This is a genomic window from Klebsiella sp. P1954 (assembly GCF_018199955.1).
GTDB lineage: Bacteria > Pseudomonadota > Gammaproteobacteria > Enterobacterales > Enterobacteriaceae > Klebsiella > Klebsiella pneumoniae.
Map to the genome: position 1 here is coordinate 115,968 of NZ_CP073373.1, position 17,024 is coordinate 132,991.

At 61.0% G+C, this 17,024-nt stretch carries 13 protein-coding genes; 5 read left to right on the plus strand and 8 right to left on the minus strand.

The features are described from left to right. Positions 1 to 17: 17 nt before the first annotated feature. Positions 18 to 599, minus strand: a complete 582-nt coding sequence (locus tag KB890_RS00615) for a flavin reductase family protein (protein WP_004151228.1) — start codon at positions 597 to 599, stop codon at positions 18 to 20. 211 nt (positions 600 to 810) lie between these two features. Between KB890_RS00615 and KB890_RS00620 the strand changes: the two genes are divergently transcribed. From KB890_RS00620 to nhoA, 4 genes are all read left to right on the plus strand, one after another. Continuing rightward, the gene (locus KB890_RS00620) at positions 811 to 1,515 is read left to right on the plus strand and encodes an ABC transporter ATP-binding protein (protein WP_016946398.1); all 705 of its coding nucleotides are present in this window, start codon (positions 811 to 813) and stop codon (positions 1,513 to 1,515) included. Then, complete coding sequence (locus KB890_RS00625; RefSeq protein ID WP_004189830.1) at positions 1,512 to 2,480, plus strand: ABC transporter substrate-binding protein; 969 nt, start codon at positions 1,512 to 1,514, stop codon at positions 2,478 to 2,480. Before KB890_RS00620 ends, KB890_RS00625 begins: the two co-directional genes overlap by 4 nt. Positions 2,481 to 2,537: 57 nt before the next feature. Continuing rightward, positions 2,538 to 4,193: an ABC transporter permease gene (locus KB890_RS00630; RefSeq protein WP_020324758.1), complete on the plus strand. Its 1,656-nt coding sequence runs from the start codon at positions 2,538 to 2,540 to the stop codon at positions 4,191 to 4,193. 76 nt (positions 4,194 to 4,269) lie between these two features. After that, on the plus strand, positions 4,270 to 5,115 hold the full coding sequence (nhoA, locus tag KB890_RS00635; RefSeq protein WP_020324752.1) for an N-hydroxyarylamine O-acetyltransferase: 846 nt from the start codon (positions 4,270 to 4,272) through the stop codon (positions 5,113 to 5,115). Positions 5,116 to 5,547: 432 nt separating this feature from the next. On the opposite strand, the gene narI is transcribed toward nhoA, so the two are convergent. From narI to KB890_RS00665, 6 genes are all read right to left on the minus strand, one after another. Continuing rightward, the gene (gene narI, locus KB890_RS00640; protein WP_004180107.1) at positions 5,548 to 6,228 is read right to left on the minus strand and encodes a respiratory nitrate reductase subunit gamma; all 681 of its coding nucleotides are present in this window, start codon (positions 6,226 to 6,228) and stop codon (positions 5,548 to 5,550) included. Next, positions 6,225 to 6,920: a nitrate reductase molybdenum cofactor assembly chaperone gene (narW, locus tag KB890_RS00645; RefSeq protein WP_004180106.1), complete on the minus strand. Its 696-nt coding sequence runs from the start codon at positions 6,918 to 6,920 to the stop codon at positions 6,225 to 6,227. The genes narI and narW overlap by 4 nt, the downstream gene beginning before the upstream one ends. Then, entirely contained in the window at positions 6,920 to 8,464 is a 1,545-nt protein-coding gene (gene narH, locus KB890_RS00650) for a nitrate reductase subunit beta (RefSeq protein WP_004148517.1), read from the minus strand. The genes narW and narH overlap by 1 nt, the downstream gene beginning before the upstream one ends. Beyond that, a complete protein-coding gene (locus KB890_RS00655; RefSeq protein ID WP_004180105.1) occupies positions 8,461 to 12,201 on the minus strand; it encodes a nitrate reductase subunit alpha in 3,741 nt (1,246 codons plus the stop codon). Before KB890_RS00655 ends, narH begins: the two co-directional genes overlap by 4 nt. A 114-nt stretch (positions 12,202 to 12,315) precedes the next feature. Further along, on the minus strand, positions 12,316 to 13,698 hold the full coding sequence (locus KB890_RS00660; protein ID WP_004151231.1) for a NarK family nitrate/nitrite MFS transporter: 1,383 nt from the start codon (positions 13,696 to 13,698) through the stop codon (positions 12,316 to 12,318). Between the two features lie 174 nt (positions 13,699 to 13,872). Then, positions 13,873 to 14,448 carry a TetR family transcriptional regulator gene (locus KB890_RS00665; RefSeq protein ID WP_004888643.1) on the minus strand — a complete coding sequence of 192 codons (576 nt, stop codon included), beginning with the start codon at positions 14,446 to 14,448 and terminating at the stop codon, positions 13,873 to 13,875. Between the two features lie 123 nt (positions 14,449 to 14,571). On the opposite strand from KB890_RS00665, the gene kmrA reads away from it, so the two are divergent. Then, positions 14,572 to 16,071, plus strand: a complete 1,500-nt coding sequence (gene kmrA / locus KB890_RS00670; protein WP_004175980.1) for an efflux MFS transporter KmrA — start codon at positions 14,572 to 14,574, stop codon at positions 16,069 to 16,071. Here the strand turns inward: kmrA and KB890_RS00675 are convergent. Further along, positions 16,066 to 16,956: an IclR family transcriptional regulator domain-containing protein gene (locus KB890_RS00675; protein ID WP_020806255.1), complete on the minus strand. Its 891-nt coding sequence runs from the start codon at positions 16,954 to 16,956 to the stop codon at positions 16,066 to 16,068. The genes kmrA and KB890_RS00675 overlap by 6 nt on opposite strands. Positions 16,957 to 17,024 lie beyond the last annotated feature (68 nt).

The window sequence follows — 17,024 nt, forward strand, 5'->3', positions numbered from 1 at the left end:
CCCGCGGCAAGTCACTCTTATTCGTCGAGGGAGTTTGCCCGCACATGACGGCCGCTGGCGACAAAATTGCCGGTGCCAAGATGATGCAGGGTATTGAGCTTATCGTCGTCGAATTGCCAGCGTCCGGTGACGAATGCGCGCTCATCGGCGGCGGCAGAGACCACCTCCCCGAACAGGGTGTCGTACTGGGTCTGGGCCGCCGTCGCCGGCAGCAACCGGCACTCCATCCATGCCAGACATTTCTCCTCGATCAGCGGCAGCCCCAGCTCCGGACCGGTTACTACCGGGATCCCCCAGGCATTGAATTTGTCCTCATCGCGGCCGCTGACGCTGCCGACGGCGTAGGTCCAGCTGGCGGCTGCGACGCCGGGAACCACAATGCCGAAGGTGCCATTGCGCTCGATGATCTCCCGCGTCCAGGTGCTTTTATCCACCACGATAGCCACCCGCGGCGGGGCGAATTCCACCGGCATTGACCAGGCGGCGGCCATAACGTTGCGCCGGTCGGACGGGGCATCGTAGCTGGTGATCAAAATGGTTGGGCCGTGGTTGAGCAGACGGCTGGCGTACTGCAGTTCAACGTGGCGAAAGCGGCTCATAGGCGTTCCTTGAATAATGGGTCGGTTGGCAGGTAACACGTTAAGCCGCAATGAAAATGTAATCAATACGTCATCTCGTCTGACTATAGTCGCCAGCACTAAGTCCCAAAGAGGATCACAATATGTTGGCTCCCCTGATGCTATCCCAGGTGAGCGTGCCCCGTCGGATGTCGGCCGCCGGGCAGGTCTCGCTGTCCCGAAAGGGAGGGCGATGATGCGCACGCTGACCCCTATCACCCTGCAGGCGGTCTCTTTCGCCTTCGCAGAGACCCCCATTCTTGACCGCTTCACGTTGCATATCGAACCCGGCCGCATCGTGGCGCTACTGGGCCCTTCCGGCTGCGGCAAAAGCACGCTGCTGCGTCTGCTGGCCGGGCTGAGCGTGCCGGCCAGCGGCGAAATCCGCTTTGGCGACAGGCTGGTCGCCCGCGCAGGATGGGGATTGCCCCCGGAGCAGCGCGATATCGGCATGGTTTTTCAGGATTATGCCCTCTGGCCGCATATGAGCGTGGCGCAGAACGTCGCCTTTCCGCTGCGCATGCGCGGCGTCTCCCGCAGCGAACGCGAGCGCCGGGTCAGCGAGGCGCTGGCGCGGGTAGGCCTCAACGGCTTTGCCGAACGTAAGCCTTCAGGCCTCTCCGGCGGTCAGCAGCAGCGGGTGGCGCTGGCGCGGGCGATCGTCGCCGCGCCGCGGGTGCTGCTGTTTGATGAACCGCTCTCCAACCTGGACAGCGAACTGCGCGAATCGCTGTGTGGCGAAATGAGCCGCCTGCTGCGACAGCTCGGCATCACCGCCCTGTATGTCACCCATGACCGACGTGAAGCCGAGCTGTTAGCCGACCAGATTGTCTATTTATCCGCGGGCCGCGTGGCCGCTGTCCGCGCCGTTACGCCAACCTCAGGGGAAGTTGCATGAACACCGTTATGACCGTTAAGAAAGGAGTGGTACTCGCGATGGCTCTCTCCGCCATGATGCTCTCCAGCGCCCATGCGCTGACCGTTTACACCGCCGGACCCGGCTCGCTGGCGAAAAGCCTGGCCAGCGGTTTTGAACAACAGACCGGGGTGAAGGTGACCGTTTTTCAGGCCACCACCGGCAAAGTGATGGCCCGACTGGAGGCCGAGCAGGCCAACCCGCAGGCGGATGTGCTGATCTCCGCCTCATGGGATACCGCCGAAGATCTGCACCAGCGGGGCTGGTTGTTGCCTTTTGCGAGCGCCAACGCCGACCAGGTACCGGCGAACCTGAAATCGGCGGACTATATCGCCCAGGGCGTCTCCGCCCTGGGTATTGTCTGGAACAGTAAAAGCGGCACCCCGGAACCGAAAGAGTGGCGGGATCTCACCCAGCCGGCGTTTAAAGACAAGGTGACCACCCCCGACCCGGCGCTCTCCGGCGCGTCGCTGGATTTGCTGATCGGGCTGCAAAACAGCATGGGCGACCAGGCCTGGCAACTGTTTGACGATCTGAAAAAGAACGGCATGGTAGTCAGCGGACCCAACGCCCAGGCGGTGACGCCGGTGATGCAGGGAGCGAAAGCGGCGGTGTTTGGCGCGGTGGATTATGTCTCCTACGGCAATATTCAGCAGGGCGAGTCGCTGAAGGTGATCTTCCCGGCCAGCGGAACGGTGATTGCCCCGCGCCCGATGATGATCCTCAAAACCAGCCAGCATCCCGGCGAGGCCAAAGCCTTTATCGATTACGTGCTGTCGCCGGAAGGTCAGGCGAAGGTCGCCGACGCCTGGCTGATGCCCGCCCGCCGCGACGTGGCGGCTAAACGTCCGCTACTGGACGCGCTGAAGGTGCTACCCACCACCAGCGAGGGCAGCAGCGAGCGGGGCGCCGTGCTCGCCCGCTTCAGTCAGCTGTACGCGCAGTAATTGATCCCGTTTCTCCGGCGCTGGCCGCCGGAGGACCCTCAGCTTCAGGAACCGGTTGTGAAACAAACATTCCTTTCCGGCGCGACCCTTGCCGCCCTGGTGATGCTGGTCGCGTTACCGTTAGTGTTTATTCTGCTGCAGGCGATTTTTCCCCATTTTAGCGCCGGTTCGCTCGGGGACGCCTTTGGCGGCATCCCGGCGCTGCTGGCCGATCCTCAGCTGCCGGCGATGCTCGGCGGTACGCTGTGGATCGCCGCCGGCGTGGCGCTGGTCAGCGTAATGATTGGCCTGCCGCTCGGCATCCTGCGCGGTATGTTTTCGCTGCCGCTGCCCCGGCTGTGGGATCTCCTGTTTTTGATCCCCTTTCTGACGCCGCCCTATATCTCGGCGCTCTCCTGGATGCTGGCCCTGCAAAGCCAGGGCTATCTGCAGCAGCTGACCGGCTGGCAGCTGAACGATCTGCTGTTCAGCCGCAGCGGGATCGTGCTGGTGATGACCTTTAACATATTTCCGGTGGTGTACTTTGCCGTCTCCCGCAGCCTGCTGGCGAGCGGGACCCGGCTGGCGGTGGTCGCCCGCGTCCATGGCGCCAGCGCCTGGCGCGCCTTCTGGCACGTGACGCTACCGATGCTCTCTCCGGCGCTGGCGGCGGGGATGCTGCTGGCGTTTACCCTCGCCATCGAGGAGTTTGGCGTACCGGCGGCGCTGGGCAGCCGGGCGGGAGTGGTGATGCTGACGGTCGGTATTGAGAAAAAGCTGGCCGACTGGCCGGTGGATCTCCCTGGCGCCGCGCTATTGTCGCTGCTGCTGATGGCGGTGGCGTTGTTCGCCTGGTGGCTGCAAAGGCGGCTGGTGGGGGAGAAAGAGGTCACCAGCGTCACCGGTAAGCCGGGGGAGAACCACGGGGCATTGCTGGGCTGGATGACGCTGCCCGCCGTGCTGGCGATGGCGGCCGTCGGCGGCCTGGCGGTCGGCGTCCCCGCCGTCTCGATGATGCTCACCAGCGTGATGGGCACGCTCTCCGGTGGCGTGAGTGTTGAGAATGTCACACTGCGTCATTTCGCGGCGCTGTTTGACCAGCAGGGAGATGCCCTGTCGGCCCTCGGCACCAGCCTGTCGCTGGCCCTGGGTTCGGCGCTAATCGTCGGCGCGCTGGGCCTGCTGGCCGCCTGGCTGGTGATGGTGCAGAAGATTAAAGGGCGCGGGATGGTGGACGCGCTGTCGCTGATGCCGGCGGCGCTGCCGGGCGTGGTGGTGGGGGTCGGTTTGATCCTGCTGTGGAATCAGCCCTTCTGGCCGCGCTCGCCCTATAACACGCTGTGGATGCTGCTGCTCTCCTATTGCTGCCTGCTGTTGCCCTGGCCGGTGCGCTATGTCGGCAGCGCGCTGCGCCAGCTGGGCCCGAACCTTGAGCCCGCCGCCAGGGTGCACGGGGCGTCGCCACTGCAGGCGCTGCGGTTGATTGTCCTGCCGCTGGTCTTTCCGGCGCTGCTGGCGGCGATGCTGATGGTGTTCGCGGTGGCCTCCCGGGAGCTGGTGACCTCGCTGCTGCTCTCTCCGGCCGGTACGCAAACCGTGGCGGTGTTTATCTGGCGCCAGTTCGAACAGGGTTCCGTCGGTCAGGGCATGGCGATGGCCAGCCTGACGTTGTTGACCGGTCTGGTCCTGATGCTGACGGCGCTGGCGCTGATGCAGCGCCGCACGTGCGGTTAACGCTAAGCGCACAAAAAAGACGGTCGGCGCGGAAAAATAGGCTATAAATGTCGGACACCTACAGCTGGAGGCCCTGATGAGTCCCTTTTTACGCGCCTATTTTACCCGTCTGAGCTGGACGGGTGAGCCTGATGTTTCCATTGATACCCTGCGGGAACTGCATCTGCAGCATAACAGCGCCATCCCCTTTGAAAACCTCGACGTCCTGCTGCCGCGTGAAATCCACCTTGACGATGGGGCGCTGGAAGAGAAGCTGATCGCCGCCCGCCGCGGGGGGTATTGTTTTGAACAGAATGGCCTGCTGGAGCGCGCGCTGCGCGAGATAGGCTTTAACGTCCGCAGCCTGCTGGGCCGCGTGGTGCTGGCCAACCCGCCGCAGATGCCGCCGCGTACTCACCGTCTGTTGCTGGTGGAAGTGGCGGGGGAGCGCTGGATCGCCGACGTCGGCTTCGGCGGCCAGACGCTGACCGCGCCGATCAAACTGCTGGCCGATATCCCACAGCAAACGCCGCACGGCAGCTATCGTCTGGTGCATGAAGGGGATGAGTGGACGCTGCAGTTCAACCATCACGAACACTGGCAGTCGATGTACCATTTCGATTTAGGCCGCCAGTATGCGTCTGATTATGTGATGGGCAACTTCTGGTCGGCGCACTGGCCGCAGTCCCACTTCCGTCACCATCTGCTGATGTGTCGTCATCTGCCGGACGGCGGCAAAATGACCCTCACCAACTTCCACTTTACCCACTGGGAGAATAACCATGTGGTGGAGAAGATCGATTTTGCCGATGTCTCCGCGCTGTATGAAGCGCTGCAGACCCGTTTCGGCCTGGGTGTGGACGATCCTAAACATGGCTTCAGCGAAGCGGCGCTGGCGGCGGTGATGGCGGCGTTCGATACCCATCCGGAAGCCGGAAAGTAAATCTCCTCATGCCCGGCGGCGCTGCGCTTGCGCGGGCCTGCGAGGTATGAGCCTGTGAGAGGACCCTGTAGGCCGGATAAGGCGTAGCCGCCACCCGGCGAAATTACAGGAACCGTGCCTGATATCTTGCCCGGCGGGCGCTGCGCTTGCGCGGGCCTACGGGTATGAGCCTGTGAGAGGACCCTGTAGACCGGGTAAGGCGACAGCCGCCACCCGGCGAAATTACAGGTACCGTGCCTGATATCTTGCCCGGCGGCGCTGCGCTTGCGCGGGCCTGCGAGGTTTGAGCCTGTGAGAGGACCCTGTAGGCCGGGTAAGGCGACAGCCGCCACCCGGCATAAAACCTGGAGCCAGGTACGATAAATACCCGAACTTGGCGCGAAGGCCTCGTCCGGGCTACCGGTAAGGATGAATGGTAAACGCCGCCAGCGCTCAGCGCCGGGAGCGTACCACCTGGTAACGCCGGGTGAAATATTCCACCGGCGCGCTCCAGACGTGAACCAGCCGGGTGAAGGGGAAGATCAGAAAGATGGTCATTCCGAGCACCAGGTGGACGCGGTAAATCCATGCGACACCGTCCAGATGCGCCGAGGCGCCGCCGTGGAAGGTGACCACCGCCTGCGCCCAGTCCACCAGCTTGAGCATTTCGCTGCCGTCCGGATGCTGGGCGGAGAAGGGGATGGTCGTCAGCCCCAGCGCGCACTGAATCAGCAGAATGCACAGGATCAAAATATCCGCGGTCGTGGAGGTGGCGCGAATTCGCGGGTTGGTCAGGCGGCGCATCAGCAGACCGATACCGCCTACCAGGGTCAGCACGCCGCATACGCCGCCAAGGATCATGGCCATCAGCTGCTTCTGGGACATCGGCAGGAACCACGAGTAGACCCAGTGTGGGGTCAGCATGCCAAAGAGATGGCCAAAGAAGATGCCGAGAATGCCGATATGAAATAAGTTCGACCATAGCACCATCCCGCGCTTATCCAGCATCTGGCTGGATGAGGCGCGCCAGGTATACTGCCCGTAATCGTAGCGCAGCCAGCTGCCCACCAGAAAGACGGTGCCGCACAGGTAAGGGTAGATATCGTAAAAGAAGACGTTCAGATACTGGATCATTTCGGGCCTCCGGCGCGGATGTCAACGTACTGCGGCGCCACATCCTGACTAAAGCGTCGTTGATAAGCTTGCATCGACGAGCTATCGCAAGCGGTCGCATTATCTTCGATAAACTTCACCTGCTCTTCTTCCCACACGGCGTCCAGCGCCTGACGGGTATCGTCGCGCTTTTCTCCCGCCACCTGTTTTGTGACACTGTCACTGGTGAGCGGGCTTTTAGCCAGCGCCAGCAGGGCGTCAAACAGCTGGTAGTACGGGCAGGCTCGCTGCTTAAGACGGCCGCCGATCAGCGCCAGAATCGGCGCGATATTCTGCAGCCCCTCCCGAGCCTCCGCGGGAGGTAGAATACTGAGATACTCCAGATACAGCGGCAGATGGTCGGGCAGCTCGCGACAATCGATCTGCAGACCCGCCTGCTGATACTGATTCATCAGGTCGACCATCGCCTGGCCGCGGTCGCGGGATTCGGCATGCACATGTTCAAACAGCAGCAGCGAGGTGGCGCGCCCGCGCTCGAACACCTCGCACCATTCGGCCTGGCGATCCAACAGCGGAGCTGTCAACAGCTCACTGACAAACGGCGTCAGGGAAGGGACATCGGCCCTGACCAGCGCCAGGGCGTCGTCGCGGTTCTCCCACAGTAACTCGTCGGGGTACTCCAGCAGCAGACCGATCACTTTCAGGATCCGCATCACTCGCCCTCCCCATGCTTACGCACGCCGCTGACGTCGATGGCGTCGATCCGCCGGCTGTTAAACAGGTTGAATTTCGTATCTGACCCGTGGCAGCCATCGCCGAAGGTAAAGCCGCAGCCGTTACGTTCCGGAAAGGCATCCTCCGCCAGTTCGCGATGGCTGGTGGGGATCACGAAGCGGTCTTCGTAGTTGGCGATCGCCAGATAGCGATACATCTCTTCGACCTGCTCAACGCTGAGGCCCACCTCTTCAATGGCCCGGGTATCAGTGACGCCCTCGACGGTTTGCGAGCGCTTGTAGTGGCGCATCGCCATCATCCGTTTCAGCGCGCGCAAGACCGGTCCGGTATCGCCGGCGCTCAGCAGATTCGCCAGGTATTGCACCGGGATGCGCAGACTCTCAACCGCCGGCAGGATGTTGCCGTTGCTCGGTAAGCCGCCGGCGTCGGCAACCGACTGGATCGGCGACAGGGGCGGCACGTACCAGACCATCGGCAGGGTGCGATACTCCGGATGCAGCGGCAGGGCCAGCTTCCAGTCCATCGCCAGCTTATAGACCGGAGACTTCTGCGCCGCCTCAATGACGTTGTGCGGGATCCCTTGCTTTAGCGCTTCCTCGATGACCGCCGGATCGTTTGGATTAAGGAACACCTCGCACTGGCGCTCATAGAGGTCGGTTTCATGTTCGGTACTGGCCGCCTCTTCAATACGGTCGGCGTCATACAGCAGTACGCCAAGATAGCGGATGCGCCCGACGCAGGTTTCTGAGCAGACCGTTGGCTGCCCGGACTCAATGCGCGGATAGCAGAAGATGCATTTTTCCGACTTACCGCTCTTCCAGTTAAAGTAGATTTTTTTGTACGGGCAGCCGCTGATGCACATCCGCCAGCCGCGGCATTTATCCTGATCGATCAGTACGATGCCATCTTCCTCACGCTTGTAGATGGCGCCGCTCGGGCAGGTGGCCACGCAGCTCGGGTTGAGGCAGTGCTCGCACAGGCGCGGAAGATACATCATGAAGGTATTTTCGAACTGGCCGTACATCTCTTTTTGCATGGCTTCGAAGTTACGGTCGCGGGCGCGTTTCTCGAATTCGCCGCCGAGCAGCTCCTCCCAGTTCGGGCCCCAGTTAATCTTATCCATACGCTCGCCGCTGATCAGCGAGCGCGGGCGGGCGGTCGGCAGATATTTGCCCTCCGGCGCGTTGTGCAGGTGCTGGTAGTCATAGGTAAAGGGTTCGTAGTAATCGTCGATCGCCGGCAGCACCGGGTTGGCGAAAATCTTCGATAATACGCTGACCCGATTGCCGAGGCGGGGCGTCAGCTTACCGCTAATGCCGCGGATCCAGCCGCCTTGCCACTGATCCTGGTCCTCCCAGTTTTTGGGGTAGCCAATGCCCGGTTTGGTCTCCACGTTATTGAACCACGCGTACTCCATGCCTTCGCGGCTGCTCCAGACGTTTTTACAGGTGACCGAGCAGGTGTGACAGCCGATGCATTTGTCCAGATTCAGCACCATTCCAACCTGAGAACGGATTTTCATTTTTTCGCCTCCTGTACCTGATCGCGACCTTCGTCATCCAGCCAGGCAATATTCTTCATTTTGCGGATCATGATGAACTCGTCGCGGTTCGATCCGACGGTGCCGTAGTAGTTAAAGCCATAGGCCAGCTGGGCGTAGCCGCCAATCATGTGCGTTGGCTTCGGACAGACGCGGGTTACCGAGTTATGAATGCCGCCGCGACGACCGGTCACTTCCGAACCCGGGATATTCATAATCCGTTCCTGAGCGTGGTACATCATGGTCATCCCCGGCGGCACCCGCTGGCTCACCACCGCCCGCGCGGTGAGAGCCCCGTTGGCGTTGAACGCTTCAATCCAGTCGTTATCTTCAATGCCCAGCTCTTTCGCGTCGGTTTCGCTAAGCCAGACGATCGGCCCGCCGCGCGACAGCGTCAGCATCAGCAGGTTTTCGCTATAGGTGGAGTGGATCCCCCACTTCTGGTGCGGCGTCAGGAAATTCAGCGCTTTTTCCGGAAAGCCGTTTGGCGGCACGGCCTTCATCTGGCTGACGCTGCGGGTATCAATGGGCGGGCGATAGGCTACCAGGCTTTCGCCGAAGGCGCGCATCCACGGATGGTCCTGATACAACTGCTGGCGGCCGGAGAGGGTGCGCCATGGGATCAGCTCATGCACGTTGGTATAACCGGCATTGTAGGAGACGTGCTCGCTTTCCAGTCCCGACCACGTCGGGCTGGAGATAATTTTGCGCGGCTGCGCCTGAATATCGCGAAAGCGGATCTTCTCATCCTCTTTATTGAGCGCCAGATGGGTATGATCGCGGCCGGTAAACTCTCCCAGCGCCTGCCAGGCTTTCACCGCCACCTGGCCGTTGGTTTCCGGGGCGAGGCTAAGAATAACTTCGGAGGCGTCAATGGCGCTGTCGATCCGCGGCCGGCCTTTGGCCGGACCGTCGGGCTTGACGTAGTTAAGCTTGCCGAGGAAATCGACTTCGCTTTGCGTATTCCACGAAATGCCTTTCCCGCCGTTGCCAAGCTTATCGAGCAGCGGGCCGAGAGAGGTGAAGCGTTCCCAGGTGGCAGGATAGTCGCGTTCCACCAGGGCAATCGACGGTGCGGTTTTCCCGGGGATCAGATCGCATTCGCCCTTGCGCCAGTCAAGCACCTCGAACGGCTGCGACAGTTCGCCGGGGGAATCATGCTGCAGCGGGACCAGTACCACATCGGTCTCTTTGCCAAGATGGCCGACGCAGACCTGCGAGAAGGATTTAGCGATATCCTTGTAGATCTCCCAGTCGCTTTTCGCCTCCCAGGCCGGGTCGACGGCGGCGGAGAGCGGGTGGATAAACGGGTGCATGTCCGAGGTGTTCATATCGTCTTTTTCATACCAGGTGGCGGTCGGCAGGACAATATCGGAGAAGAGACAGGTACTGGACATGCGGAAATCCAGCGTCACCAGCAGGTCGAGTTTTCCCTCAATAGCCGCGGTCTGCCACTCGACTTCCTCAGGTTTTACCTCATCGCTGGCGCCCAGTTCATCACCCTGAATACCGCTGTCGGTCCCGAGCAGGTATTTCAACATGTACTCATGCCCCTTACCGGACGATCCCAGCAGGTTTGAGCGCCAGATAAACAGGTTGCGCGGATGGTTTTTGCCGCTATCCGGCTGCTCGGCGGCAAAGCGAATATCGCCTGATTTTAACGACTGGACGGTGAACTCCGCGGGGGAGAGCCCGGCGGCCTCGGCCTGCTGCTTAATGGTCAGCGGGTTGACGTTGAGCTGGGGCGCAGAAGGTAACCAGCCCATCCGTTCCGCACGGACGTTGAAGTCGATAAGGCTGCCGCTAAATTTGCTGGCGTCGGCCAGCGGCGACAGCAGCTCCTGCGCGGTCAGTTTTTCGTAGCGCCACTGGCTGGCGTGGTTGTAGAAATAAGAGGTACTGTTCATCTGCCGCGGCGGACGACTCCAGTCCAGGGCGAACGCCAGCGGCAGCCAGCCGGTCTGCGGGCGCAGTTTCTCCTGACCGACATAGTGCGACCAGCCGCCGCCGCTCTGGCCGACGCAGCCGCAGAATACCAGCAGATTAATCATCCCGCGGTAGTTCATATCCATGTGGTACCAGTGGTTCACCCCGGCGCCGAGGATAATCATTGAGCGGCCGTGGGTCTTATGCGCCGTATCGGCAAACTCGCGGGCGATTTGTTCGATATGTTGACGCGGTACGCCGGTGATCTGCTCCGCCCATGCCGGGGTATAGGCTTTGACCTCGGCGAAATCCTTCGCCGCATTGACATCGTCAAGCCCGCGATCCAGACCGTAGTTGGCCAGAATCAGGTCATAGACGCTGACCACCAGGCCGCTTTCGCCACTGGCCAGCGTCAGCTGTTTAGCCGGTAGCGGGTGAAGGGTCACCGGTGACTGCGCTACGCTGCGAAAATGCGGGTTTTCGTTGCCGCCAAAGTAGGGGAAGCTCACCGACACCACGCTGTCGCGAATATCCAGCAGCGACAGCTTAAGCTCGACATCTTTGCCGTCTGCCCGTTGTTCGAGATTCCATTTGCCTTTTTCGCCCCAGCGAAAGCCGATGGAGCCGTTCGGCGCCACCAGTTCGCCGTCGCTGTTATAGGCCACGGTTTTCCATTCCGGGTTATTACTTTCCCCGAGACCGTCAAGCAGGTCGGAAGCACGCAGCATACGGCCCGGCGTATAGCTGCCGTCGTCGCGCGGCTCGAGTATCACCAGCATCGGCATGTCGGTGTAGGTCCGGCAGTAGTTGAGAAAGTAATCGCTCGGGTTATCGAGGTGGAAGGCTTTGAGGATCACATGGCCCATGGCCATCGCCAGCGCGCTGTCGGTGCCTTGCTTCGGCGCCAGCCACTGGTCGCAGAGCTTAGCGACTTCCGAATAGTCCGGCGTGATGGCGATAGTTTTGGTGCCCTTGTAGCGCACTTCGGTAAAGAAGTGGGCGTCCGGGGTTCGGGTCTGCGGCACGTTGGAGCCCCAGGCAATAATGTAGCTGGAGTTGTACCAGTCGGCGGATTCCGGCACGTCGGTCTGTTCGCCCCAGGTCATCGGCGAGGCGGGGGGCAGATCGCAGTACCAGTCATAAAAGCTCAGGCAGGTGCCGCCAATCAACGATAAATAGCGAGTGCCCGCGGCGTAGGAGACCATCGACATCGCCGGGATCGGCGAGAAGCCGGCGACGCGGTCCGGGCCATAGTGTTTGATGGTCCAGACGTTGGCGGCGGCGATGAGCTGGTTCAGCTCTTTCCAGCTGGAGCGGACAAAACCGCCTTTGCCGCGCGCCGCTTTATAGCTGCGGGTTTTTGCCGGATCCTGCATGATGCTATCCCATGCCAGCACCGGGTCGGGATGCTGCGCCAGGGCTTCGCGCCACAGCTCAATCAGTCGTTTACGCGCCAGCGGGTACTTCAGGCGGTTGGCGCTGTAGAGATACCAGGAGTAGCTGGCGCCGCGCGGGCAGCCGCGCGGTTCGTGATTTGGCAGATCCGGCCGGGTGCGCGGATAATCGGTCTGCTGGGTTTCCCAGGTAACGAGACCGTTTTTGACGTAAATTTTCCAGCTGCAGGAGCCGGTGCAGTTCACACCGTGCGTGGAGCGGACAATTTTGTCGAACTGCCAGCGTTGACGGTAGCTATCTTCCCAGTCACGGTTGTTGTTGTAGACCTGGCCGTGGCCGTTGGCAAAGGTCTCGCCCTTCTGCTTAAAGTAGCGAAAGCGATCCAGAAGTTTACTCATGACATTTCTCCTGCTCCGATGATGTCCGGCATCGTGCCACCCGGCCGGATGAGCGAACGAACTCGTAAGGCCGGATAAGGCGTAAGCCGCTATCCGGCAGATAAATCGTTATGGTTAAGCGGGTTTACGGCGGCCGTAGACCAGCCAGGTCACCAGCACGCAAACCACATAGAAGACAAAAAAGACTTTCATCGCGCCAACCGGTGAGCCGGTCATCGCCAGCGAGGTGCCGAAGGCTTTCGGAATAAAGAAGCCGCCGATGGCGCCGATCGCCGAGATAAAGCCCAGCGCGGCAGCGGTATCGGTGACCGCCTCGTGCTGCGCTTCTTCATCGCTGCCGCCGCGCTGTTTTACGCTGTCGATGGTGAGCTGGCGGAAGATGACGGCGATCATCTGGAAGGTGGAGCCGCTTCCCAGACCGGCGGTTAAAAAGAGCCCCATAAACACCACGTAGAAAGCGAGAAAGCTGCCGGAGCCGCTGCCTGGCAGGGTCAGAAACAGCAGGCCGGTAAACAGCGCCATCAGGACGAAGTTAACCAGCGTCACCCGCACGCCGCCGAGACGGTCGGAGATGATCCCGCCGAACGAGCGCGCCAGCGCGCCGATGAACGGTCCAAAGAAGGCGAGCTTGAGGATATCGACCGCGGGAAACTGGGTTTTCGCCAGCATGGCAAAGCCGGCGGAAAAGCCGATGAACGAGCCAAACGTCGCCAGATAGAGCAGGCTTAACAGCCACATATGCGGTCGCTTGAGCACGGGAAGCTGATCGCGAATCGAGGCCTTTGAACCGGCGATATCGTTCATGCCGAACCATGCCGCGACGGTGGCGAGCAGCAGCAGCGGTACCCAGACGAGCGCCGCATTACTCAGGGTGATTGTCGAACCATCGGGCTGGGTGACGCCATGGACGCCGAGAAAGGTGAAGAGCGGCAGGAAGATGACCGCCGGGGCGACCATCTGCATCACGCTTACGCCCAGATTGCCAAGGCCGCCGTTGACTCCCAGCGCGCTGCCCTGTTTCGCTTTGGGGAAAAAGAAACTGATATTTCCCATGCTGGAAGCAAAATTCGCTCCGGCAAAACCGCACAGCAGCGCAATAATAATAAATACCCAGAACGGAGTAGTAATATTCTGGATTGCCACCCCTAACCAAATACAAGGCACGATCAGGATAACGGTACTTAATACGGTCCAGTAGCGCCCGCCAAAAAGGGGTACCATAAAGGAGTAGGGGACCCGTAATATCGCGCCGGAAAGTGAAGGCAGGGCGGTTAATAAAAAAAGCTGGTCGGTGGTGAAATGAAAACCGACCTTATTGAGATTCACCGCTACGGCGCTGAATAACATCCATACGCAGAAAGCAAGCAGCAGGCAGGCCACTGATATCCATAGATTTCTTCGCGCAATGGCTTGGCCTTTATTTTCCCAGAACGCCTTGTTTTCAGGCCGCCAGTTGTTCAAAAGGTAATGATTATCTTTATCATTCTGCACCGACATATTGCCCTCTACTTGCCCGGAAAGGAGTAAATAAATAAGGTCAACAGCTGAATACAAGGGGATAGTGAATAACGCTTAATTTGCGTTATCTATGAAGCGTAGATAAAAAAAACGTGCTGACAGAGAGCACGTGGTAAGCGTAGCGGAATTAATTGTTACTAAATGTAAATATGCCTAAAACAACTCCAGCGTAATCATCTTATTTACATAGCGGCTAAACGCCGCCTCATCCAGGGCCTGCGCGTCCAGCGCATAAATCCCGTCGAGGCCGCACACCAGGGCGATAAAGCGCCAGGCGATATCCGCCGCAGGCTCAGCCGACCGAAATTCGCCGCTGGCGAGGCCCTGCTCGATGATGGCGACGGTCTCGGCATGCCACATATTCATGGTCAGCAGGTAGGCCGCTTTGATGTCCGGATCGCTGTCGGCCAGCACCTGGCCTTCGCGCCACAGGCGGATATAGGGTTCCAGTCGGCCATCCTCGCTGCCGATCATCGAGAACAAGCGCTCGCGCCAGCTGGCGTCCTCAGCCACCAGCGGCATGTCGAGCATCTCGCGGATCAGGCGGATGAAAACCTGCGCTTTCAGCTCGCCGATGGAGGTGAAGTGGTGGTGCAGCTGCCCGGCGGCCACCTGGGCTTCGCGGGCGATCTGCCGCACGGTCATGGCGGCAAAGCCGCCGCGCAGCGCCAGGCGCATGGCGGCCTGCATAATCCCTTCCCGTCGCGCATCACGTTGTAAATAGTGCATAGAACCCCGCTGTCATCTGGCTTTGGCCGAGTGTAACAAAAAGTTGGACATGTGTTCAACAATCCGGCAGGATCGCCATCCTGGACGTGTGTCCAATATTCAATATTGATTGAGGTACAAGCTATGTCACGGCAATGGATGACGCTGATGGCGATTTTGCTGGTTTATATTCCGGTGGCGATTGACGCTACGGTGTTGCATGTGGCCGCGCCGACCCTCAGCGTGGCGCTGGGTAGCAGCGGCAATGAGCTGTTGTGGATCATTGATATCTACTCATTAGTGATGGCCGGCATGGTGCTGCCGATGGGCGCCCTTGGCGATAAGATCGGCTTTAAGCGCCTGCTGCTGCTCGGCAGCGCCATTTTTGGCATCGCCTCGCTGTGCGCCGCGCTGTCGCCGACGGCCATGACGCTGATTGCCTCACGCGCTTTGCTGGCGGTGGGAGCGGCGATGATCGTCCCGGCGACGCTGGCCGGGATCCGCAGCACCTTTGCCGAGGCCAGCCAGCGCAATATGGCGCTGGGGCTGTGGGCAGCGGTCGGCTCCGGCGGCGCAGCCTTCGGCCCGCTGGTGGGCGGTATCCTGCTGGAGCATTTCTACTGGGGGTCGGTGTTCCTGATCAATGTGCCGATCGTGCTGGTGGTTATCGCGATTAACGCGAAAGTGGTGCCGCGCCAGCCCGCGCGCCGCGAACAGCCGCTCAATCTACTGCAGGCGCTCGTTTTGATTGCCGCGATCCTGATGCTGGTGTTTAGCGCGAAATCGGCGCTGAAGGGCCAGCTGGCGCTGTGGCTCACCGCGCTGGTGGCGCTCGGCGGGGCGGCGATGTTAACCTGGTTTATCCGCAAGCAGCTGTCGGCGGCCCGCCCGATGGTGGATATGCGCCTGTTCACCCATCGCATAATCTTAAGCGGGGTGATGATGGCGATGACGGCCCTGATTACCCTGGTCGGTTTTGAGCTGCTGATGGCCCAGGAGCTGCAGTTTGTGCACCAGAAAACGCCGTTCGAGGCGGGGATATTTATGCTGCCGGTAATGGTGGCCAGCGGCTTCAGCGGCCCGATTGCCGGCCTGCTGGTGTCGCGGCTTGGGCTGCGCGAGGTGGCGACCGGCGGGATGCTGCTCAGCGCCTTCAGCTTTCTCGGCCTGGCGTTGACCGATTTCAGTACCCAGCAGTGGCTGGCCTGGGGGCTGATGACGCTGCTGGGCTTTAGCGTGGCCAGCGCGCTGCTGGCCTCCAGTTCCGCGATTATGGCGGCAGCGCCGAAGGAGAAAGCGGCGGCCGCCGGGGCGATTGAAACCATGGCCTATGAGCTGGGCGCCGGTCTCGGCATAGCGCTGTTCGGCCTGATCCTGACCCGCAGCTACAGCGCCTCTATTGCGCTGCCGTCTGGCCTGAGTGGCGCCATGGCGCAGCAGGCGGCGTCATCGATTGGCGAGGCGGTGAGTCTGTCCCAGGCGCTGCCCGCCGGGGTGGCGCAGGCGCTGATGGCGGCGGCGAAGACGGCTTTTATTCAGGCTCATAGCCTGGTGCTGGCGACGGCGGGTGTATTGCTTCTGCTGCTGGCCGCCGGGATCTGGCGCAGCCTCGCCACCGTGGCGAAACCGCAGTCGGCGCTATAGCTGCAGCGACAGATCCATCGCCGCGCGCCGTAGCGGAGCGAGGGCCTTCTCTTTTAACGCCGCGGCGCAGACCGTCGCGGCAGGTACCCCGACATTCAGGGCGGCCACCACCTGACCGTGACGCGACAGCACGGGTACCGCCAGCGAGCACAAGCCTACCTCGATCTGCCGGTCGGCGAGGGCATAGCCCTGCATGCGCACCCGAGCGATCTCTGCACGTAAACCGGACAAATCGCACAGGGTATGCGGAGTGTAGCGAATAAGCGTAGCCCGTGACAACGTCACTTCCAGCTGTTCCTCCGGCAGCGCGCTCAGCAACACCCGCCCCATCGACGTGGCCCACGCCGGCAGGCGGCTGCCGCGCCCCAGATCGATGCTCAGTAAATTATTGACCGCCGCGCGGGCAATATAGAGCACGTTATCCCCGTCGAGCGTGGCCGCCGAACAGGATTCGCCGAGCGCTTTGCCAAGATTATCCAGCGCCGTCTGCGCCACCTTGGCCAGCGGCGTGCCTGCCAGATAGGCGTGGCCGACGGCCAGCACCCGGGGGAGCAGTTCATAGCTACGGCCATCCGGACTGTGCACCATGCCCAGCGCGGCGAGGGTATACAAACAGCGGCGTACCGCCGCGCGCGAGATTTGCGTTTTCTGGCTGAGCTGGGAAATGGTCAGCCGCTGGCGCTGGGGGGTGAAGGCGTTAAGGACCTCCAGCCCGCGGGCCAGAGATAGCATAAAGTTAGGGTCGTGCTCGGCCTGCCTGGCGCTCAGCGTATTGGGTATATTGTCGCTCATCGCATCCTTCTCCGTTGCAGCGTAAAGCTCACGGCAGATCACTATACCTTGCGCAAAATGGGGCGCGCTGAATTGTGCCGGTTTTACCACCATGATCACATTAATAACCGTCTTTTAACAAACGCGTCGATAATCGCACAACATTTCGATTATCGCCGTTG